We start from the raw sequence: 20,398 nt of genomic DNA, 5'->3' as shown, positions 1-20,398 counted from the left end.
GTCGGCATCCTCTGCCTATCATGGACACGCAATAGGGTGCGCACGGTCGATTTTCTTTCAACCGCGAAAGGTTCGACATCCTGATGCGCACGCCGCTTGAACTCGCGCGTTTAAGCCGTATTTAAGTGAACCGGTGGTGTAATATCCGCCGGCTCATGCGGGTCGGAACCGGCTCGCTACGGGCACTGCCGCGGTGACGCGGCGCCTTTCAATCACGGAGGATTTCATGTCGCTTTTCGACTCTGTTTCGCGCACGATCAAAGGCCTGCTGAACGATGCGGCCGATTCGGTACAGGATCCGTCGCGCGACGCACGGCAGATCGTGCGGGAGCTCGACGACAGCATCGGTCGTGCCGAGAATTCGCTGATCGAGATCGAGGCACAGGTCGCGACCCAGCGCAGCAAGCGCGATGCGGCCGACGACAAGGTGAAGAAGTACGAGGACGGCGCGAAACGCGCGCTGCAGGCCGGCGACGAGGCACTCGCACGCGAGGCGCTCGGTGCGCAGTCGAACGCGGAAGCCGAGCGTGACGCGCTCGCGGCCGAACTGTCGACGCTCGAGCCGTCGGTCGACAAGCTGAAGGGGCAGATCGCCGACATGCGTCAGCGCCGCAACGACCTGAATGCACGCTCGAACATCCTGCAGGCCAAGCAGGAAATCGCACAGGCGAAGGACGTCGCGGCCAGCGCGCTGGGCGGCATCGGCGGCAAGAACCTGTCCGAAGACTTCCAGAAGCTCGAGGACAAGGTCGCGCTGCAGAACGCCCGCTCGGACGCGCGCCTCAATTCCGCCGACACGTCGAGCGGCAAGGCACTCGACGACAAGCTCGCCGCGCTGAACAAGGGCCCGTCGGTCGAGGATCGCCTCGCCGCGCTGAAGAAGCAGCTCGACACGCCCGCGCAGTAACGGCAACTGCGGGCAACCGCGCCGCCGCCCGCCCCGGGCGCGCGGCGCGAACCGATCGTCAGGAGACGGGCGCCTGCGCCCGGTTCGACCATGAAGAAATCTCTCGCCGCACTCGGCCTCTCGCTGATGTTGCTGTCGTCCGCCGCGTTTGCGGTCCCGTCGCTGCAGCAGGTCGAGCAGTCGATCGCGCAACGCAACTGGCAGCAGGCCGACACGCAGCTGTCGCAAGTCATCGACGCCCATCCGAACAACGCGCACGCGCGCTACCTGTATGCACAGGTGCTGGACCGCGAGGGCCGCGCGTCCGATGCGCTCGCGCAGCTGCAGCGCGCGAAGTCGCTCGATCCGCAGCTGAAGTTCACCGATGCGTCGCGCTTTGCCCAGACGGAGTCGCGCATTCGCGCCGACGCCGCGCGCGTGAGCGGCAACGTGCCGTCGGCGACGCAGGCCGGTACGCTGCAATCGTCGCTCGCGCCCGCTGCCGCGCCGGCCGAAAAACACGGCCCGTCGACCGGCATGTGGATCGGCCTCGGGCTGATCGTCGCGGTGATCGCGCTGGTGCTCCGCTGGACGCTGCGGCGCGCGCGCACGGCCGACGACAGCCGCGCCGACGACGAGCGCCGCACGCAGCTCAAGCGTGCCACCGACGTGCTGAACGACATCCGCCCGCTGAAGCTCGACGCGAAGCTGTCGACGGCGCCGGGGGCCGCGGCGCTCACGGGCGAACTCGAAGCGATCGAGACCGACGCGCGCACGCTCGTCGAAACGCTGTCCAACGGCAAGAATCCGGTACCGCCCTATCGCGTCGATGAACTCGAACAGCGCCATGCGAGCGTCAAGGCACGCGTCGAAGGGCGTCCCGACCCGGCCGCGCAACCTGCTGCACCGGCGAACGGCAGCGGCTCCGTGTATGCGCAGGAAGCCGATCGCATGACGGGCGCGCAGGGCCAGCCGTATCCGCCGCCACCCTACCCGCAACAGCAACCGCCCGTCGTGATCCAGCAAGGCGGCGGCGGTTTCGGCGGCGGCATGGGCGGGCTGCTGACGGGCGTATTGCTCGGCGAGGCGATGTCGGGCGGCCGCGAGCGCGTGGTCGAACGCGACGTGATCGTCGACGGCGAACGCCGCCGGCAGGAGAACGACCCGGGCTTCGACCTGGGCCGCGGCGATGCGTCGAACTGGAGCGACGGCAACGGCGGCGGCGGCATGGACCTCGGCAGCAACGACGACGGCTGGACCGACGACAACACCTGACGCCGCGCAGCGCGTCGACACACCCGCGACGCGCTGCAACGCACGCCACGCTCCCCTTCATCGCCGGCCGCGCCGGCGTGCGGATTTGTCAATCATTTCAAGATGGACTACCGGCAATGGGGAGCGTTCGCTATCATGCGGCCATCGGCGTGCCACCGACCCTCATTCGACGCTCCGCATCCCCGCGCGTCGCGGCACGCCTCCCCTCGCCCCCAACAGGAGAAAGCCGCTCATGAGCATCATCAAGGAATTCAAGGAGTTCGCCGTCAAGGGCAACGTCATGGATCTCGCCGTCGGCGTGATCATCGGCGGCGCGTTCTCGAAGATCGTCGACTCGGTCGTGAAAGACCTCATCATGCCGGTGATCGGCGTGCTGACGGGCGGCCTGGATTTCTCGAACAAGTTCGTTCTGCTCGGCACCATCCCCCCGACGTTCAAGGGTAATCCCGATTCGTTCAAGGACCTGCAGGCCGCGGGTGTCGCCGCGTTCGGCTACGGCTCGTTCATCACCGTGGCGATCAATTTCGTCATCCTCGCGTTCATCATTTTCCTGATGGTGAAATTCATCAACAAGCTGCGCAAGCCGGAAGAAGCCGCACCGGCCGCGACGCCGGAAGACACGGTGCTGCTGCGCGAGATCCGCGATTCGCTGAAGCAGCGCTGATCGCCGAGCACCCCGCCTGCCAGGCCCGCCCCGTGCGGGCCTTTTTATTGCGCGCGCGATGCACCGCCGCATGCGGCCTGTCTCACTTTTTTGTGACGGGCGAATGCACGCGCGGGAAAAGCAGGTCTATGATGGAGACTAAACGACAGTACGGGCGCCAAGACGCTGGCTGTGTCGATCATGGCGAGCAGGTCGACGGGAGACATTGATCGTCGTACTGCACGAAGGCAGCATTTTCGTGTGCTATAAAGGATCGACATGCGGCGTACATAGCCGGGAGTGGGTCGCATGAAAATGCCGCATTTCTTGCAATTGTTTTTGAGGCGAGTGTTTATGTCCTTCCCGAAAAAACGTCGGCGTGCCCAGCAGGATGGCCAGGAGTCATTCCTCGCGGTATTGCGCCACTCGAAACCGTTTGCCCAGCTCGACACCAAGATTGCCCGCGCCCGCGCGCAGGACGAACCCGTCCTGTACGCCCACGTGCTGCCTGGTCTCGACGTGCTCCTGTGCAGCGTGCGCGGCGCCCAGCCGCCCTATCCCGCCATCGCCGAGCTGCGCAAGCGCTGCATCGAATCGATCGCCAACGCACTCGAGCAGCCGCTCGACGGCCTCGAGAACGGTGGTTACTGGTACGAAGCGAACGGCTTCGGTTTCCTCGTGTTCGCCAGCCGTGCGCGTGCGCGCATCCTGCCCGAGTTTGGTGCAGGCACGAAAGCGAGCCTGCGCGGCGGGCTCGGCCGCCAGAACGCCGGCGACACGACACCCCGCTCCCTCGGCTGATCCGCCTGCCATTCGATGGGCCGCCTCCGGGCGGCCCATCTGCCATTCACGCGCCCCGCTTGCCCGTCACGACGCCTGGCGACGCCCGTTGCCGGGCCGCACGATGTCGATGAACGCGGCGAAATCGGCGCCGGCGAGCCCTTGCGCGGCGCCCAGGCGCAGCACCTGCTGCACGGTGGCCGACACCGGCATCACCGCACCCGTGTCGCGCGCCGCGTCGGCGATCGCATCGACGTCCTTCTGGAACGTGCCGAGCGCGCCGATCGGTGCATGACCGCCCGACGTCATGCGCGGCACGAACGTCTGCAGCAGCACCGAATCGGCCCACCCGCCGGCCAGCGCCTCGGCCAGACGCGCGGCGTCGATGCCGCTCGCCTGCGCGAGGCCGACGGCCTCGGCAATCGCGGTCACCGTCGCGGTGACGATCGCCTGGTTGCACAGCTTCGCCGTCTGCCCCGCGCCCGCGTCGCCCATGTGCGTGATGCGCGACGCGTACGCGTCGATCAGCGGCCGCACCGTGTCGAGATCGGCCGCGCGGCCGCCGGCCATCACCGCGAGCGTGCCGGCCTGCGCGCCGGGCACGCCGCCCGATACGGGCGCATCGATCCAGCCGACGCCGAGTGCAGCCGCGCGCGCCGCGTAATCGCGCGTCGCGGCGGGCGGGATGCTCGAATGATCGACGATGCGTTGCAGGCGACGCGCGGCGGCATCGCCGGCCAGCAGCCCGTGCTCGCCGAACACGACGTCGCCCACCGCGCGGCCGTCGAGCACGCACACGAATACCGTATCGACGCGCTCCGCCAGTTCACGCGGCGTGCCGGCCACCTGCGCGCCGTCCTTCACGAGCGCCTCGGCCTTGTCGCGCGAACGATTCCACACGCTGACCCGATGCCCGGCCGCCAGCAAATGCCGAATCATCGGCGCGCCCATCAATCCCGGTCCGCAAAATCCGACTTCCACGATATTCCTCGTCTCCGATATGGGTTGCACTTGCCGCCCATCATACCTATCACTCAAGAAGCCGGGCACGCGCGGCGCCGCTTCGGGAACGCGACCTGCACCGGCGATATATGCCGATATCCCAGGGAGCGCATCATGAGCGACCACGTGTACAAGATGATCGAACTGACCGGTTCGTCACAGCAATCGAGCGACGACGCCATCCGCAACGCGATCTCGAAAGCCGGCAAGACGCTGCACAACCTGCACTGGTTCCAGGTGACCGAAACGCGCGGCCACATCGAAGGCGACCAGGTCGTTCACTGGCAGGTGACGCTGAAGGTCGGCATGCGCATCGACGACTGACGCGCCCGTCGCATCCCACGCCGCGCCGCGATCCGGAGTCGCGCTACACGTGCCTCCGCGCGGCGCGGCGCACCCGTTTGCAGCCCCGTTCAGGCCCCTTGTCGAGGCCCGGGCGGCGGGTGCCTGCGGGTATCCATCTCTTGACGCTGACTTTCGTTCATATTAAAAACGATATACCCACAGTACCCCTCGATCAGCCCAGACATATAACCCGGAGAAATCATGAGTCAGCAACGCGAGGCGATCGACACGTACCTCTTGCGCGTCTTGCACACCTTGTTGATGGAGCGCAGCGTCACGCGCGCGGCCGTCAAACTGAACCAGTCGCAACCGGCGATCAGCGCCGCGCTGCGGCGCCTGCGCGACATCACCGGCGATCCGCTGCTGGTGCGCGGCAAATCCGGCATGGTGCCGACCGAATACGGGCTGCGCCTGCTCGAGCCCGTGCAGAACGCGCTGCGTGAAATCGAGCGGATCAAGTTCCAGCAGCACAACTTCGACCCGGCCACGTCGATCCGCTGCTACCGGATCGGCTGCCCCGACTACCTGAACGTGCTGTTCGTGCCGACCGTCGTCGAGCGCTTTCGCCTGGCCGCGCCGAACGCGACGCTCGAGTTCCATTCGCTCGGCCCCGCATTCGACTACGAGCTCGCGCTGGAGGACGGCAAGCTCGACATCGTCGTCGGCAACTGGCCCGAACCGCCCGAGCAGCTGCATCTGTCGAACCTGTTCGTCGACGAAATCGTCTGCCTGATGAGCAACACGCACCCGTTCGCGAAGCGCGGCGGGCTCACGCTCGACCAGTACCTGAACGCGCCGCATCTCGCGCCGACGCCGTACTCGGTCGGCCAGCGCGGCGCGATCGACGTGCATCTCGCGCGCGAACGCCTGAAGCGCCACGTGGTCGTCACGCTGCCGTACTTCAACCTCGCGCCGTACGTGCTCGTAAAGTCCGACCTGATCTTCACGACGACGCGCCTGTTCGCCGATCACTACGCGAAGTTCCTGCCGCTGTCGGTCGTGCCGGCACCGCTCGACTTCCCGCCGATGCAGTACTACCAGCTGTGGCACGAGCGCTGCCACTACTCCGACGAAGTGCGCTGGCTGCGCAGCCTCGTCGCCGAAGCCACCCGCACGCTGATCGAAGCGTAAGCGCGCACGACGCGCGCACTGGCCACGCCGCTGCGGCGTGGCCCGACGTGGCCTCGTGCGGCCGCGCGTGACGGATCCCGGCCTCGGCCGCCACGCGCCCGACGTCCAGCGCGCGGCGCACTCTCCCGCTCACGGCATCAGCGCGACGCCTCCACGAGTGCCTGCGCCAGCGCGTTATGCCGCGCGATGACAGGCGGCAGGTCGAGCGTCGCCAGCCGCCCCTCCCGCACCACCACCTTCCCGTTCACCACCGTGTACGCCGTCTGCGACGGCGCGCAGAACACCAGCGCCGCGACCGGATCGTGCAGTGCGCCCGCGAACAGCGGCTGGCGCAGGTCGAATGCGGCGAAGTCGGCGGCCATGCCGGGCTTCAGCGCGCCGATATCGTCGCGGTTCAGCACCTTCGCGCCGCCGAGGGTCGCGATCTCGAGCGCTTCGCGCGCGGTCATCGCATCGGGCCCGAAACCGACCCGTTGCAGCAGCAGCGCCTGCCGCACTTCCGCGACCATCTGCGCGCCGTCGTTCGACGCGGAGCCGTCGACGCCAAGGCCGACAGGCACGCCCGCGAGACGCATCTTCTTCACCGGCGCGATGCCCGACGCGAGCCGCATGTTCGAGCACGGACAGTGCGCGACGCCGGTGCCGGTGCGAGCGAACAGGCCGATGCCCGCATCGTCGAGCTGCACGCAGTGCGCATGCCACACGTCGTGGCCGACCCAGCCGAGATCTTCCGCATATTCGGCCGGCGTCATCCCGAATTTCTCGCGGCTGTACGCGATATCGTTGACGTTCTCCGCGAGGTGCGTGTGCAGCGACACGCCGTATTCGCGCGCCAGCACGGCCGCGTCGCGCATCAGCTCGCGGCTCACCGAGAACGGCGAGCACGGCGCGACCACCACGCGCAGCATCGCGTAACGGCCTTCGTCGTGATAGGTCTCGATCAGGCGCTGCGTGTCGCGCAGGATCTCGGGCTCGCGCTCGACGACCGAATCGGGCGGCAGCCCGCCGTCGCGCTGGCCGACGCTCATCGCGCCGCGGCTCGCGTGAAAGCGCATGCCGATCCGCTGCGCGGCGCCGATGCTGTCGTCGAGGCGGCTGCCGTTCGGGTAGATGTACAGGTGGTCGCTCGACGTCGTGCAGCCCGACTGCAGCAGCTCGGCCATCGCGGTGAGCGTCGACACCTCGATCATCTCGGGCGTCAGGTGCGCCCAGATCCGGTACAGGTTCGTGAGCCAGCCGAACAGTTCGGCATTCTGCGCGGCCGGCACCGCGCGCGTCAGGCTCTGGTACATGTGGTGGTGCGTGTTCACGAGCCCCGGGATCACGAGGTGGCCGCGCAGGTCCAGCACTTCGTCGGCCGTGTCGGGCAGCTCGGCGCTCGGGCCGACCGCGACGATCCGGTTGTCTTCGATGTAGAGCCCGGCGTCGCGCAGCTCGCGGCGCGTGTCGTCCATGGTCACGAGCACGTCGGCGTGCTTGACCAGCAGGGTTTTCGGGCGGGATGAGGAAGGGTTCGGCGCGCGTGCGCCAGCGTGCTGCTCGAGGTTCATGCGTTCTCCGCGTCGGTCTGCCCCAGGCGCTGATCCTGGAGGCGGTCACACAGCCGTTCGAACGCTGAATCGCGGCACGCTCCGGTGCCTGCGTCCGTTCGAACGCCCTGGCCCGGTTACCCGGCGTGCTGCCGTCTTCGGGGTACGCGCGGGCCACAGGCCGACGCGCACGGCGGGAGGATCGCCCAAGCACGCGCTGCACACAATGCGCGATCCGGAATACCGCGCTTCACGGTTTCGATATGGTACGCCGCGCACCGCCCGGCGGAAGGCCGGAAACACCCGAAAAGCGCGCCGGAAGCGGTGTCCGCCGTACCGTCGACAGCCGCTCATGCGCGGCGCATTATCTTTGATATCGCGCCCGTATTTGCGCGGGGAACCTTTTTACAATGCCTGCACGGCGCTCGCTTCAATCTCGCCGACGGGTATGTAGCCACGTGACGTGGAGCCTCGATCCGCCGCACAGTCAATGGATCGAGTCGCCGCCGAACCTCGCATTCACACAAGGACTCAACGAATGGGAAAGCTCACTACCCACGTACTCGATACGGCGCACGGCCGCCCCGGCGCGGCCATCAAGGTGGACCTCTACACGCTGGACGGCGAATCGCGCCGCGCGATCAAGACCGTGCTGACCAATAGCGACGGCCGCTGCGACGAACCCCTGCTCGAAGGCGCCGCGCTCGCCGCCGGCGAATACGAACTCGTGTTCCATGCCGGCGACTACTTCGCGTCGCTCGGCGTGAAGGTGCCCGAACCCCGTTTCGTCGACCGCGTCGTGCTGCGCTTCGGCATCGCCGACACCGCTTCGCACTACCACGTGCCGCTGCTCGTGTCGCCGTGGTCGTACAGCACCTATCGCGGCAGCTGACATTCGAATCAGCGCCCGCATCAAACAAACGATTTGAGTCTGGAGGAGTTTCATGGAAGGCTTCATCACCGACTGGCTGAACCTCGCGCTGCGATGGCTGCACGTCATCGTCGCCATTGCGTGGATCGGCGAGTCGTTCTATTTCGTCGCGCTCGACAACAGCCTGAAACCGCCGACCGACCCGAACCAGCGCAAGCGCGGTGTGTTCGGCGAGCTGTGGCATGTCCACGGCGGCGGTTTCTACAACATGCAGAAGTACACGGTCGCCCCGCCGGAAATGCCGGATGACCTGCACTGGTCGAAGTGGCCGTCGTACACGACCTGGCTGTCGGGCTTCTCGCTGTTCTTCGTGCTGTACCTGCTCGCACCGAACACCTACCTGATCGACAAGAGCGTGCTCGACATGGGCCCGGTGGTCGCCGTCGCGTCCGCACTCGGCTTCCTCGCGGCCGGCTGGATCGTCTACGACTCGCTGTGCCGCATCCTCGGCACCAACGACCGCGTGCTCGGCATCTGCGTCGGCATCTACGTGGTCGCCGCCGCCTACCTCGCGTGCCATATCTTCGCGGGCCGTGCCGCCTACCTGATCGTCGGCGCGATGCTCGCGACGATCATGTCGGCGAACGTGTTCTTCGTGATCATCCCCGGCCAGCGCAAGATGGTCGACAAGATGCTCAAGGGCGAAGAGCCGAACCCGATCTACGGCAAGCGCGGCAAGCAGCGCTCGGTGCACAACACGTACTTCACGCTGCCGGTCGTGTTCGCGATGCTGTCGAACCACTACGCGATGACCTACACGAACAAGTTCAACTGGGTCGTGCTCGTGCTGATCATGCTGGCCGGCGCGCTGATCCGCCAGTTCTTCGTGATGCGTCACCGCGGCAAGCAGCTGTGGTACCTGCCGATCGGCGGCGTCGCGCTGCTGTCGGGCGCGCTGGTCTGGACGATGCCGAAGCCGGTCGCGCCGGAAGCGCAAGCGGCCAACGCACCGAAGATCGTGATCAACGACATCATGCCGATCCTGCAGCAACGCTGCGTCGAGTGCCACTCGTCGAAGCCGACGCTGATGGGCAGCGCGCCCGCGGGCGTGATGTTCGACACGCCGGACGAAGTGTCGAAGAACGCCCAGCGTATCTACGAACAGGCCGTGCGCCTGAAGGCGATGCCGATCGGCAACGTCACGCACATGACCGACGACGAGCGGACGAAGCTCGCCGCCTGGTTCGAGGGTGGCGCGAACAAGTAAGCCGCCGCGCGCCGGGTGTGAGTGCCCGGTGCAATCCTCTCCGTTCTCGGGCCCGGTGACGGGCCCGTTTTTTTTGGCGCGTCGCGAATGCCCTTCGCGCGTCAGCCGCGCGTCGCGCCGCGCTGGAGCGCGACGAGCGCATCGAGCGCGCGCGGGCCGTCGTCGAACGGCACGAAGATGTGATCGTGGTACGCGGCCGCCATCACGTTGCAGCTGATGCCGGCCGCGCCGAGTGCCCGCGCGAACGCCGCCGTGAGGCCGACGGCCGCCAGGTCGGAATGCACGGTCAGCGTGATCCAGGCCGAGCGGAACAGCACCGGCCAGCCGCGACGTGCAGCCGTTTCCTCGTCGACCACGACCGTCAGCCCTTCCGCTTCGCGGAACGTCGCAATGACTTCGGATAACGATAGGTCTGCATCGGCCGGCAGCGACACGAAGGCGAACGCACCCGGATGCAGTTCGGGCTGCATCGTGCTCAGCAGGATCGCGAGGTCGTTTTCAGGTTGGCTCATCGGAAGAACACGCCCGGAACCGGGCATCGTGCGGTGGAGGTGCGGGCACGATAGCATGCGCCGCCGCCACAGCTGCAACTACGCGCGCATCGTCGCGACTTCGTCCGCGAGCCAGCCGCGCAGTGCGACGATGCGCGGATCGTCCTGCGTGCGTTCGGGATACACGACGTGATACGCAAGGCCCGGCGCCACCCCGACGTTCACGTCGAACAGCTGCACGACGCGCCCTTCCGCGAGATCGCGCGCGATCATGTGCGGTTCCGCAAGACCGACCGCCGTGCCGTCCGTCACGGCCTGCACGACGTGGCTCGAATCCGGAAACGACACGCACCGGCTGTCGTCGAAACCGTCGACGCCGGCCGCGGCCATCCACGCCGACCAGCGCGGCCAGGTCACGCCGTCGACTTCGCAGTCGACATGGCAGAGCGTATGGCGCAGCAGATCGCGCGGCTTGCGCAACGGCGGCCCGGCCGACAGCAGTGCCGGGCCGCAGACCGCGACGACCGACGTATCGAACAGGCGCTGCGCGCACGCGTCGCGATAACGCCCGGTGCCGAAGCGGATCGCGACATCGACGTCGTCATCGTCGAAATCGCGCAACCGGTCGGTGATGTCGAACGTCAGCTCGAACGCCGGATGCGCGGCCCTGAAACGCGGCAGGCGCGGCAGCAGCCAGTGCGTCGCGAAACGCGCGCCGACCGACACGCGCAACTCCGTCTGCTCCCGCGCGATGCGCCGCGCCCGGGCCGTCGCGCGCTGCAGGCCCGCCAGCGCATCGGCGGCCGCGGCGGCCAACACGACACCGGCCGGCGTCAGCCGGATGCTGCGGCTCGTGCGGACGAACAGTACGACGTCGAGCTGAGCCTCGATTTCCTTGATCTGATGACTGACCGCCGCCGGCGTCAGCCCGACCTCGTCGGCCGCCCGCGAGAAATTCAGGTGCCGCGCCGCCGCATCGAACGTCCTCAGTGCGCGCGTACCGGGCCACATGCGTTCCATCGATCTTCAAACCGGATTTGATGACCGTTTCAAAACTACTCGTTTTTCAAGATGCCATCAATCCGCAAACAATAGACTTTCTTGACGATGCCGCGAGCCGCCCCGCGCTCGCGACCGAACCCGGAGATCCACCGATGACCGTTGCCCCGTTCCCGTCCGTCGTTCAGCTCAACGGCGGCGGCGCCACCCCGGACGCGCTCGCGCCGCTCGCATTCGCGGGCCACGCGCATTTCACCGCGATGCAGGTGCGCGACGGCCGCGTACGCGGCCTCGACCTGCATCTCGCGCGGCTGCGCGATGCGTCGAACGCACTGTTCGGCCAGGCACTGCCCAACGACCGGATTCGCGCGCTCCTGCGCGCTGCGCTCGAGCGCGCGCCCTCGGCGCTGTCGCTGACGGCGACCGTGCATGCGACGACGGGTGAATTCGTCGCACCGCGCGACGACGAAACGCTCGACGTGCTGGTGCGCACCGCCGCCCCGTCGTCGGGGCCGGCGGGCCCGCTCGATCTCGCGCTGTTCGAATACGAGCGCGTGCTGCCGGAGATCAAGCATGTCGGCGAAGTCGCCAAGACGCACTTCCTGCGCCGCGCGATCGCGCAGGGATTCGACGATGCGGCATTCGTCGATCGCCACGGGCGCATCAGCGAAGGCTCGATCTGGAATCTGGCGTTCTGGACCGGCGACACGGTTGTGTGGCCGGTGGCGGACATGCTCGGCGGCGTCACGATGCGCGTCGTGCGCCGGCAACTGGCACGCCTGGGCGTCGCACAGCGCGATCGCGAACTGACGCCGGCCGATCTGCCGTCGATGGCCGGCGCCGTCGTGATGAATTCGTGGACACCCGGTGTCGCCGTGCGACGGTTCGGCACGGCGACGCTGCCGGACTCGTCGTCGCTCGTCGCGCTGCTGCATCGTGCGTATGAACAGGAGATGCCCGTCGCGCCGTGACGCGCGGGCCCCGTGTCGGGCATGGCTCACCCGTCAACCGTCTCCGGCAGCCGCGCGATCGCCTTGATCTCGAACTGGAAGCCGTACAACCAGGTCACGCCGACGGCAGTCAGCGTCGGATAAGGCGCATCGCCCCAGTACTCGGGGACGATCTCCCAGATCCGCTCGAACGTCGCTTCGGGATCGACGAGGAACACCGTCACGTCGACGACGTCGTCGAACGTGCAGCCGGCCGCGCGCAGTACCGCGTTCAGGTTGTCGAACGCGCGGCGGACCTGCGCGCCCAGTTCCGGTTCGGGCGAGCCGTCCTCGCGGCTGCCCACCTGCCCGGACACGAACAGGAAGCCGTTCGAGCGCAGCGCCGGCGAATAGCGGTTGCGCTCGTACAGTGCCCGCCGACCGGGCGGAAAAACCACGCTACGCTTTACCATTCAGCACCTCCTTCGGTTGGTGGGGCGAAACCGCCCCGGCATCGACGATGAAGGCACTTTAAGGACGGTGGCACGGCGAATAAACCGGCAACCCTGTCCAACACTGTTTGCGCGCCCCAAACAATTCCCGACCGACGCGGAGCCCTGACCCGATGGACCGATTCGACGCAATGCAGGCGTTCGCCCGCGTGGTGGAAGCCGGCAGCTTCACGAAGGCCGCCGAGACACTGCACATGAGCCGCACCACCGTCACGCAACTCGTGCAGCAGCTCGAGGCTCGGCTGCGCGTGAAGCTGTTCAACCGCACGACGCGCAAGGTCGTCGTCACCGCGGACGGCGCCGCGTACTACGACCGCGTCGTGCGGCTGCTGGCCGACATGGACGATGCCGAAACCAGCCTGTCCGCGGCGTCCGCGACGCCCCGCGGGCGGCTGCGCGTGGACGTGCCGAGCCCGTTCGCGCGCCTGATCCTGATCCCCGCGCTGCCCGCGTTCCATGCGCGCTATCCGGACATCCAGCTCGACATGGGCGTGAGCGACCGCGTGGTGGACGTGATCGGCGAAAACGTCGACTGCGTCGTGCGCGGCGGCGAGCCGACCGACCGCTCGCTGGTCGCGCGGCATGTCGGCGACCTGCGGCTCGGCGTGTACGCGTCGCCGGCCTATCTCGCGCGTGCCGGCACGCCGGCCCATCCGGACGAACTGGAGGACTCGCATCATCGGATCGTCGGGTTCCTGTGGGCGCGCACCGGCAAGCCGTTGCCGTTTGCGATGGCATGCGACGGCGAGCGGATCACCGTGCGCGGACGCTACGTGCTCGCGGTCGACGACGGCAATGCGTACCTCGAGGCCGGCCTCGCCGGGCTGGGCATTCTGTGGCTGCCCGACTACATGGCCGGCGTGCATCGCGCCCGTGGCGAACTGGTGCCGCTGTTCGAGCGATGGCAGCTCGAACCGATGCCGATGTACGTCGCGTTCCCGCCGAACCGGCACGTCAGCGCGAAGCTGCGTGTCTTCATCGACTGGGCCGCCGGGCTGATCGCCGAGCATGCGCCGGTCACGAACCGGCGCCGCGGCGCCCATGGTTCGCGCGACGCGCGCACGACCGCGGCGACCTGAATCGCGTCGAAACGGCGGCACCATGAAAAAACCCGCGCAACGTGCGCGGGTTTTGGACCGGGAATGGCAGAACCGCCGGCGACGACTCAGGCCGTCAGCGCGTGCAGCGCCTCGTCGGTGAGCCACAGCGATTCCTGCAGGTCCTGCTCGTTCAGGTTCAGGCCGTCGCCGCCGCGATCGACGACGATGAAGTCGCTGACGCCGCCGAGCGCGATCAGCGGGTGATGCCACACGCCCTTCGCATAGTTGACGCCCTGCCACCCGCTCGTCACGAACGCGCGGATCTTCGCCGGATCGAGATCGCCCGCGGGCGCCACGACGACGAGATACGGCTGGTCGTTCAGCGGCACGAACGCCTGGCTGCCAAGCGGGTGCCGTTCGAGCATCTTCACTTCGAACGGCAGCGTGCGCGGCTGGCCGCGGAACAGGTTGACGAGCGTGCGGCCGTCTTCGTCGGTCACGTCGACTTTCGCGAGATCGTGGAAGCGGATCGTCGTGCCGAGGTTGATCGGGATCTGCTTTGCCCCTTCCGTTTCGATCACGTCGCCGAACGGCGCGAACGCTTCCTTTGTCAGCGGTTCGATGACAAGCGTCTTCATTTGTCGAGCGTCCCCCACAGACGCAGGCGCGACACGCCGCCGTCCGGAATGATGTTCAGGCGCACGTGCGTGACGGGGCCGAGCGACGCGATCTCCTGTTCGAAGTAGTGCTGCTTGTCCATCTGCAGCTTCTGTTCGCCGAGCAGCACCGGCCAGAACATCGACTGCGTGATCAGCGAGCTGTCCGTTCCGCCCGACACGTACGCGGCCTGGATCGAGCAGCGATCCGGATAGTTGCCCTTGAAGAACGCGGTATCGACTTCGATCTTGCGGATCACGCCCGGCTGCGCGAGCGCGACGATCGCCCAGTCGTTGCCCGGCTCGCGGCGGCGGCGGGTTTCCCAGCCGTCGCCCATGTTCACGCCGCGCCCCGGCAGCAGCAGGTTCGACGCGACGCCGAAGTGCTGGTTGTTCGCCGCCACCACGTAACCGCCGTTTTCCATCGCCGCGAGGTCGAACTGCTCGGTCGCGCTCGCGCCGGCCCAGTCGAGCTGCGGCTGGCCGTACACGCGCAGGCGTGCAATGCCGCCGTCCGGGTAGATGTTCACGCGCAGGTGCGTGAACGCACGCGCGTCGCTCGCGTCGACATAGTGATGGCTGTTGCCCTGCAGCGTCGTCGACGGCACGATCTCGACCCACTCGGTCGCATGCGTCGGCGCGCCGTCGGCCACGAACGCGGCCTCGATCGACGCGGCCGGCGGGAAGTTGCCGGTGAAATGGCTCGTGTCGATGTCGAAGCCCTTGATCACGCCCGGGCGCGCGAGCTTGACGATGCACCAGTCGTAGCCCGTCGTGCGCTTGCGGCGCGTTTCCCAGCCGTCCATCCACTTGCCGTGGTCGTCGTACTTGCCGGGAATGAAGACGGCCGGCTCGGGGTTCAGCATGCGGTCCTTCGGCGCGAAGAAATCGTCGCTGGCCTCGAGCGCCTGCGCACCGAGACGCGGGTCGGCAAGATTCACGTAGCGCCGCGTGAATTCGGGTGCGTTGGGATCGAGAAGCGGAACAGCCATGATGTTTCCTTGTTTCAGTGAGGCGATCCGGCCGCTGCGACGCAGCGGGCCGTACTGCGGTGTCAGGCGTCGATCAGGTCGTCGAGGCGAAAGCGCGCGATCCGGTAGATCTGGTCGAGGCTCGCGCGCAGTTCCTCGGTGCGCGAATGATTCACGCGCGACTCGAAGTTCGCGATGATGCCGTGCCGGTCATAACCGCGCACCGCGAGGATGAACGGGAAGCCGAACTTCTCGCGATACGTGCGGTTCAGCGTCAGCAGCTTATCGAACTCTTCCTGCGTGCACTGGTCGAGGCCCGCGCCGCTCTGCTCGCGCGTCGACTCGGCCGTCAGCTCGCCGCGCACGGCGGCCTTGCCGGCCAGTTCCGGGTGGGCGTTGATCAGCGCGAGCTGGCGCGCTTCGCCGGCCGATTCCACGGCACCCGACATCGTCTTGTGCAGCGCGTCGATGCTCGCGAACGGCCGCTCGCCGGCGGCGACTTCGGCCACCCAAGGCGAATGTTCGAAGATCCCCGACAGCGCCGCGACAAATGCGCTCGGCGCCATCGTGTTCAGTTGATCCAACGTGTAGCGCATCGCCTTCATGCTTTCCCTTCGTTTCGATGATTGGGCTGATACGGATGATGTTCACGCCAGTGACGCGCGATATCGACACGGCGCGTCACCCATACGCGATCGTGCTTTTCGATGTGATCGAGGAAACGCTGCAGCCCGCGGAAACGGCCCGGCCGGCCGAGCAGCCGGCAGTGCATGCCGATCGACAGCATCTTCGGCGCCTCGTCGCCCTCCGCGTACAGCACGTCGAACGCGTCGCGCAGGTAGTCGAAGAAGTGATCGCCGGTGTTGAAGCCCTGCGGCGTCGCGAAGCGCATGTCGTTCGTGTCGAGCGTGTACGGCACGATCAGCTGCGGCGACGTCTTGCCGCCCGACACTTCGACGTCCATCCAGAACGGCAGGTCGTCGCCGTAGTTGTCGGAGTCGTACAGGAAACCGCCGTATTCCGCGACGAGACGGTGCGTGTTGGGGCTGTCGCGGCCGGTGTACCAGCCGAGCGGGCGCTCGCCCGTCACGCGCTCGATCGCTTCCATCCCGAGGCGCATGTGTTCGGCCTCGAGCTCCGGCGTCATGCTCTGGTAGTGGATCCAGCGCCAGCCGTGGCACGCGATTTCATGGCCCAGCTCGACGAACGCGCGCGCGAGCTCCGGGTGGCGTTCGATCGCCATGCCGACGCCGAATACCGTCAGCGGCATCCCGCGCTTCTCGAATTCGCGCAGGATGCGCCACACGCCGGCCCGCGAACCGTATTCGTAGATCGACTCCATGCTCATGTGGCGGTCGGGATACGCGGCCGCCCCGACGATTTCGGACAGGAACTGCTCGGAGCCCGGATCGCCGTGCAGCACGCAGTTCTCGCCGCCCTCTTCGTAGTTCAGCACGAATTGCACGGCGACGCGGGCGCGCCCCGGCCAGTTCGCCTGCACGGGATGGCGGCCGTAGCCGATCAGGTCGCGAGGATAGTTGGGATCGAGTGACATGGTTCGAAGTGCGGCGAAAGCTCGCTGAAATAATGGGTTCGCATCGACCGCGCGGGTGCCGCAGGCCGGCCGCGCGGGCCGATGCGATGACGGCCCAGTGTAGCGAAAACGCCCATACGCGCCCATACAGCGGCGCAGATAGTGCGTGTCAGACGGTGTGTATGTGCGGTTGCGGCAAATTCGGGGCCGGCTCTGCCTCGTCCCCGTCCGGCGGGCTGAAGCGGGCGAACGCGCCGTCGTAGCGCTTGGGCAGCGGGCGCGCGTAATCGCCGCGCTTCGCCGTCGCGAGGCGCAGCGACACGAGCGCCTCGGCCCACTTGACCGCCGCGGTGACGCCCTCGACCACCGGCGCGCCGATCTGCTGCTCGATTTCGTGCGCGAACTCGGCCATCCCCGCGCAGCCGAGCACGATCGCGTCGGCACCGTCCTCGTCGAGCGCGCGCCGGCATTCGTCGACGATGATCCGCCGCGCGGCCGAGCCCGGCCGGTCGAGCTCGAGCACCGCGACGTCGGTCGCGCGCACGTTGCGGCAGAAGCGCTTCATTCCGTAGCGCTCCGCGAGGTGCCACGCCATCCCGCAGGTGCGCGCGAGCGTCGTGACGACCGAGAAGCCGGGCGCGAGCACGCTCGCCGCATGCATCGCGGCCTCGGCGATGCCGATCACCGGCCCGCGCGCGAGTTCGCGCGCCGCGTACAGGCCCGGATCGCCGAAGCACGCGATCACGTATGCGTCGCAGCCGTCGCGCTCGCCTTGCGCGATCTCGGCAAGCAGCCCCGGTGTCGCGAGCGCCTCGTCGTAATACCCTTCGATCGACGGCGGCCCCATCGGCGGGCTCACCGACACGATCTCCGTGCCGGCGGCCGCGACCTCGCGCGCGCAGCGGCCCATCGCGTCGGTCATCCGCTGCGTCGTATTCGGATTGATCAGCCGGATCTTCATCGCATGCTCCTCAGGCCTTCGCGTTCACGAGCAGCCGGTAGAACACGAAGCCGAGCCCCGCGCCGATGAACCACGAGAAGTTCGCGACGCCCTGCCAGCGCGGCACCATCACGCACACGATCGCGATCACCGCGGCCGGCAACAGCGCGGCGAGCGCGCGGCGGTTCACGCCGCCCGTGTACCAGTACGTCCCGCTTTCCGACATCGTGTACAGGTCGTCGCGCACGAGCCGGCCGCGCTTGACGAGGTAGAAGTCCGCAATCAGCACGCCGTACAGCGGGCCGATGAATGCGCCGAGCACGTCGAGCGTGTAGTGGATCACGGCCGGGTTGTTGAACAGGTTCCACGGCGTGATGAAGATCGACGCGACGGCCGCGAGCATCCCGCCCGCGCGCCAGCTGATCAGGCGCGGCGCGACGTTCGAGAAGTCGAACGCGGGCGACACGAAGTTCGCGACGATGTTGATGCCGATCGTCGCGATCGTGAACGTCAGCGCGCCGAGGATCACCGCGGTCGGATGGTCGATGCGGCCGACCGTCTCGACCGGGTCGGTGATGAGCTCGCCGAACACGGGCAAGGTCGCTGCCGTCGTGATCACCGTGACGAGCGAGAACGCGAGGAAGTTGACCGGCAGCCCCCAGAAATTGCCGCGCTTCACGTCGCCGAACGAGCGGCAGTAGCGCGAGAAATCGCCGAAGTTCAGCATCGGCCCGGAGAAGTACGACACGACCAGCGACACGGCCGTGATCATCACCGGAATCACTTCCGCGCCGTGATACTTGACGCCGCCGAGGTTGATGCCGATGTTGCGCCAGCCCGCGCGCCACACCATGTAGCCGGCGAGGATGAACATCACGACGTAGACGGCCGGGCCCGCGAAGTCGATGAACTTCTTGATCGTCTCCATCCCGTTCCAGAACACGAACGCCTGGAGTACCCACAGCAGCATGAAGCCGGCCCAGCCCACCGCCGACAGCCCGAGGAAGCCGTAGCGATGCACGTCCGCGTAAGGCAGCCATTGCGGGAAGAATTTCAGCACGACGATCACGAGCGCGCTCGACGCGAGATAGGTCTGGATGCCGTACCACGCGATCGCGATCAGCCCGCGAATCACGGCCGGCACGTTCGCGCCGAGCACGCCGAACGTCGCGCGGCACGCGACCGGATACGGCACGCCGATCTGCTGGCTCGGCCGTGCGATCAGGTTGCACAGCACGTTCACGAAGCTGATCCCGACGATCAGCGCGATCAGCACCTGCCAGCTCGTCAGCCCGAGCGCGAACAGGCTGCCCGCGAACACGTAGCCGCCCACACTGTGCACATCCGACATCCAGAACGCGAAGATATTGTACGAACCCCATGTCTGGTTTTTAAGGGGTGCCAAATCTTCGTTGTACAGACGTTCGCTGTAACCCTTCGGCAGCGTCGGGTCGCCGCCCTCGCCGCCTTCATCCGCCGGATAGGCGCTATCGTGCGCCACACTGAACTGAGCCATGACTTCTCCTTGACGCGACCGGATGGCCGCTCCACCGTCATCGATATCGCTCCGGATCGACGCCCGGAGTCGGACCAGCGGCCCGCGGCAAACGCCGCGGGCCTGCATTTCGCTCGTTCTGTGGCGCGCGGCCGGGTTCGCGTCGCCGCTCAGGCGCCGCCGAACACTTCGCGCAAATCGACCTGCCCTTGTGCGGGCCGGTCCAGCATCTTCAGTTCGACATGCTGCAGGTGGTGCGCCATCAGCGTCACCGCCCGCTTCGGATCGCCCGCCTCCAGCGCGGCGAGGATCTCGTCATGGTCGTCGCACGAGCACGGGCTGCGCCCGTGCGATTCGTACAGCGCCGACATCAGCGTCGAGCGTGCGACGAGCCCTTCGAGGCACTCGCTGAGCGTCGCATTGCCCATCAGCGTGGCGAGCGCCGTGTGGAATTCGCCCGACAGCCGGATCCACGCCGCGAAGTCGTGCCGCTCGAACGCCTTGCGTTCCTTGTCGATCAGCGCGGCGACGCCCTTCAGCCGCTTTGCGCCGGGCCCGGTCGCGAGCCGCTCGACCACGGCGAGCTCGATGATCCGGCGCATCTCGAACACCTCGTGCACGTCCTGCAGCGTCGGGCTCGCGACGAACGCACCGCGGTTCGGCTCGAGCTCGACGAGCTTGTCGGTCGCGAGCTGCGCAAGCGCCTGGCGGATCGCCCCGCGCTTCACGCCGAATACGTCGCAGAGCTGCGCCTCCGTCAGCTTCGAACCAGGCGCGAGCCGATGCTCGAGGATCGCCGTGCGGATCCGCTCGGCGATCGCTTCGGGGCTGGCTGCACCGGACAGGTGGGCTTCGGGCTCGTTCATGATCGGCATCGTGTGATGATCCTCATCCTAGGGCGGACATAAAGATTGTCAACAATTCTTTTCCGGCATTGCGCACAATCGGCGTGCATCGACGTGACCCCGTTCGGTGCATAATGCGTCGGATCCATGCACGACAAGGCTGAGACGTACGACAGAGGCCCTTCTCGTCGTATACCCTTCCGGCATTTTTGTTGACAAAACTGGTGCAAGATTCGGCGATCGCACTGCAGATGCCG

Annotated in this window: 22 protein-coding genes; 10 read left to right on the top strand and 12 right to left on the bottom strand. The window is 67.2% G+C overall.

Annotated features, from left to right (window positions below; all coding sequences use genetic code 11):
* Positions 1-226 precede the first annotated feature (226 nt).
* From FOZ70_RS14290 to FOZ70_RS14275, 4 genes are all read left to right on the top strand, one after another.
* The gene (locus FOZ70_RS14290; protein ID WP_021160377.1) at positions 227-907 is read left to right on the top strand and encodes a PspA/IM30 family protein; all 681 of its coding nucleotides are present in this window, start codon (positions 227-229) and stop codon (positions 905-907) included.
* A 90-nt stretch (positions 908-997) separates the two neighbouring features.
* Positions 998-2,161, top strand: a complete 1,164-nt coding sequence (locus FOZ70_RS14285) for a tetratricopeptide repeat protein (protein WP_219706157.1) — start codon at positions 998-1,000, stop codon at positions 2,159-2,161.
* Positions 2,162-2,393: 232 nt separating this feature from the next.
* A complete protein-coding gene (gene mscL, locus FOZ70_RS14280) occupies positions 2,394-2,825 on the top strand; it encodes a large conductance mechanosensitive channel protein MscL (protein ID WP_006487991.1) in 432 nt (143 codons plus the stop codon).
* Between the two features lie 333 nt (positions 2,826-3,158).
* The gene (locus tag FOZ70_RS14275; protein WP_027784713.1) at positions 3,159-3,605 is read left to right on the top strand and encodes a hypothetical protein; all 447 of its coding nucleotides are present in this window, start codon (positions 3,159-3,161) and stop codon (positions 3,603-3,605) included.
* Positions 3,606-3,671: 66 nt separating this feature from the next.
* Here the strand turns inward: FOZ70_RS14275 and FOZ70_RS14270 are convergent, their stop codons facing one another.
* Positions 3,672-4,565, bottom strand: coding sequence for an NAD(P)-dependent oxidoreductase (locus tag FOZ70_RS14270; RefSeq protein WP_059624043.1), 894 nt, complete (start codon positions 4,563-4,565; stop codon positions 3,672-3,674).
* Positions 4,566-4,700: 135 nt separating this feature from the next.
* On the opposite strand from FOZ70_RS14270, the gene FOZ70_RS14265 reads away from it, so the two are divergent.
* Both FOZ70_RS14265 and FOZ70_RS14260 read left to right on the top strand, forming a co-directional pair.
* Entirely contained in the window at positions 4,701-4,910 is a 210-nt protein-coding gene (locus FOZ70_RS14265; protein WP_021160372.1) for a dodecin, read from the top strand.
* A gap of 222 nt (positions 4,911-5,132) precedes the next feature.
* Entirely contained in the window at positions 5,133-6,062 is a 930-nt protein-coding gene (locus FOZ70_RS14260; protein ID WP_006478550.1) for a LysR substrate-binding domain-containing protein, read from the top strand.
* 137 nt (positions 6,063-6,199) lie between these two features.
* On the opposite strand, the gene FOZ70_RS14255 is transcribed toward FOZ70_RS14260, so the two are convergent.
* Positions 6,200-7,612 (bottom strand): 8-oxoguanine deaminase, encoded by a 1,413-nt coding sequence (locus FOZ70_RS14255; protein WP_069273093.1) that lies wholly within the window; start codon positions 7,610-7,612, stop codon positions 6,200-6,202.
* A 517-nt stretch (positions 7,613-8,129) separates the two neighbouring features.
* Here FOZ70_RS14255 and uraH point away from each other — a divergent pair.
* Both uraH and FOZ70_RS14245 read left to right on the top strand, forming a co-directional pair.
* Positions 8,130-8,483 (top strand): hydroxyisourate hydrolase, encoded by a 354-nt coding sequence (gene uraH, locus FOZ70_RS14250; RefSeq protein ID WP_192387568.1) that lies wholly within the window; start codon positions 8,130-8,132, stop codon positions 8,481-8,483.
* 52 nt (positions 8,484-8,535) lie between these two features.
* Positions 8,536-9,729 carry a urate hydroxylase PuuD gene (locus tag FOZ70_RS14245; RefSeq protein WP_021160368.1) on the top strand — a complete coding sequence of 398 codons (1,194 nt, stop codon included), beginning with the start codon at positions 8,536-8,538 and terminating at the stop codon, positions 9,727-9,729.
* 101 nt (positions 9,730-9,830) lie between these two features.
* Here FOZ70_RS14245 and FOZ70_RS14240 read toward each other — a convergent pair whose 3' ends face one another.
* Complete coding sequence (locus FOZ70_RS14240; RefSeq protein ID WP_060228296.1) at positions 9,831-10,241, bottom strand: ACT domain-containing protein; 411 nt, start codon at positions 10,239-10,241, stop codon at positions 9,831-9,833.
* Between the two features lie 78 nt (positions 10,242-10,319).
* Positions 10,320-11,240 carry a LysR substrate-binding domain-containing protein gene (locus tag FOZ70_RS14235; RefSeq protein WP_021160366.1) on the bottom strand — a complete coding sequence of 307 codons (921 nt, stop codon included), beginning with the start codon at positions 11,238-11,240 and terminating at the stop codon, positions 10,320-10,322.
* A 134-nt stretch (positions 11,241-11,374) separates the two neighbouring features.
* Here FOZ70_RS14235 and FOZ70_RS14230 point away from each other — a divergent pair, with 134 nt between their 5' ends.
* Positions 11,375-12,190, top strand: coding sequence for an aminotransferase class IV family protein (locus FOZ70_RS14230; RefSeq protein ID WP_219706155.1), 816 nt, complete (start codon positions 11,375-11,377; stop codon positions 12,188-12,190).
* A 26-nt stretch (positions 12,191-12,216) separates the two neighbouring features.
* Here FOZ70_RS14230 and FOZ70_RS14225 read toward each other — a convergent pair whose 3' ends face one another.
* A complete protein-coding gene (locus FOZ70_RS14225; protein WP_042975609.1) occupies positions 12,217-12,621 on the bottom strand; it encodes a RidA family protein in 405 nt (134 codons plus the stop codon).
* 152 nt (positions 12,622-12,773) lie between these two features.
* Here FOZ70_RS14225 and FOZ70_RS14220 point away from each other — a divergent pair, with 152 nt between their 5' ends.
* A complete protein-coding gene (locus tag FOZ70_RS14220) occupies positions 12,774-13,739 on the top strand; it encodes a LysR family transcriptional regulator (protein ID WP_219706153.1) in 966 nt (321 codons plus the stop codon).
* 86 nt (positions 13,740-13,825) lie between these two features.
* On the opposite strand, the gene FOZ70_RS14215 is transcribed toward FOZ70_RS14220, so the two are convergent.
* The 7 genes from FOZ70_RS14215 to FOZ70_RS14185 form a co-directional block, all read right to left on the bottom strand.
* Entirely contained in the window at positions 13,826-14,338 is a 513-nt protein-coding gene (locus FOZ70_RS14215) for an ureidoglycolate lyase (protein ID WP_021160363.1), read from the bottom strand.
* On the bottom strand, positions 14,335-15,348 hold the full coding sequence (alc, locus tag FOZ70_RS14210; RefSeq protein ID WP_219706152.1) for an allantoicase: 1,014 nt from the start codon (positions 15,346-15,348) through the stop codon (positions 14,335-14,337). The genes FOZ70_RS14215 and alc overlap by 4 nt, the downstream gene beginning before the upstream one ends.
* A 62-nt stretch (positions 15,349-15,410) precedes the next feature.
* Positions 15,411-15,932, bottom strand: a complete 522-nt coding sequence (gene uraD, locus FOZ70_RS14205) for a 2-oxo-4-hydroxy-4-carboxy-5-ureidoimidazoline decarboxylase (protein WP_021160361.1) — start codon at positions 15,930-15,932, stop codon at positions 15,411-15,413.
* Positions 15,929-16,882 carry an allantoinase PuuE gene (gene puuE, locus FOZ70_RS14200; RefSeq protein ID WP_027787128.1) on the bottom strand — a complete coding sequence of 318 codons (954 nt, stop codon included), beginning with the start codon at positions 16,880-16,882 and terminating at the stop codon, positions 15,929-15,931. The genes uraD and puuE overlap by 4 nt, the downstream gene beginning before the upstream one ends.
* 148 nt (positions 16,883-17,030) lie before the next feature.
* The gene (locus tag FOZ70_RS14195; RefSeq protein WP_219706150.1) at positions 17,031-17,822 is read right to left on the bottom strand and encodes an aspartate/glutamate racemase family protein; all 792 of its coding nucleotides are present in this window, start codon (positions 17,820-17,822) and stop codon (positions 17,031-17,033) included.
* A gap of 10 nt (positions 17,823-17,832) precedes the next feature.
* Positions 17,833-19,317 carry an NCS1 family nucleobase:cation symporter-1 gene (locus tag FOZ70_RS14190; RefSeq protein ID WP_219706148.1) on the bottom strand — a complete coding sequence of 495 codons (1,485 nt, stop codon included), beginning with the start codon at positions 19,315-19,317 and terminating at the stop codon, positions 17,833-17,835.
* 149 nt (positions 19,318-19,466) lie between these two features.
* Entirely contained in the window at positions 19,467-20,171 is a 705-nt protein-coding gene (locus FOZ70_RS14185) for a GntR family transcriptional regulator (RefSeq protein ID WP_048020953.1), read from the bottom strand.
* Positions 20,172-20,398 lie beyond the last annotated feature (227 nt).

Origin of the sequence: Burkholderia sp. COPS (genome assembly GCF_019425585.1) — a bacterium.
In the GTDB taxonomy this organism is placed as follows: domain Bacteria; phylum Pseudomonadota; class Gammaproteobacteria; order Burkholderiales; family Burkholderiaceae; genus Burkholderia; species Burkholderia cepacia.
The sequence above is the reverse complement of the archived record's forward strand: the minus strand, read 5'-3'. Positions and strand labels throughout refer to the sequence as shown.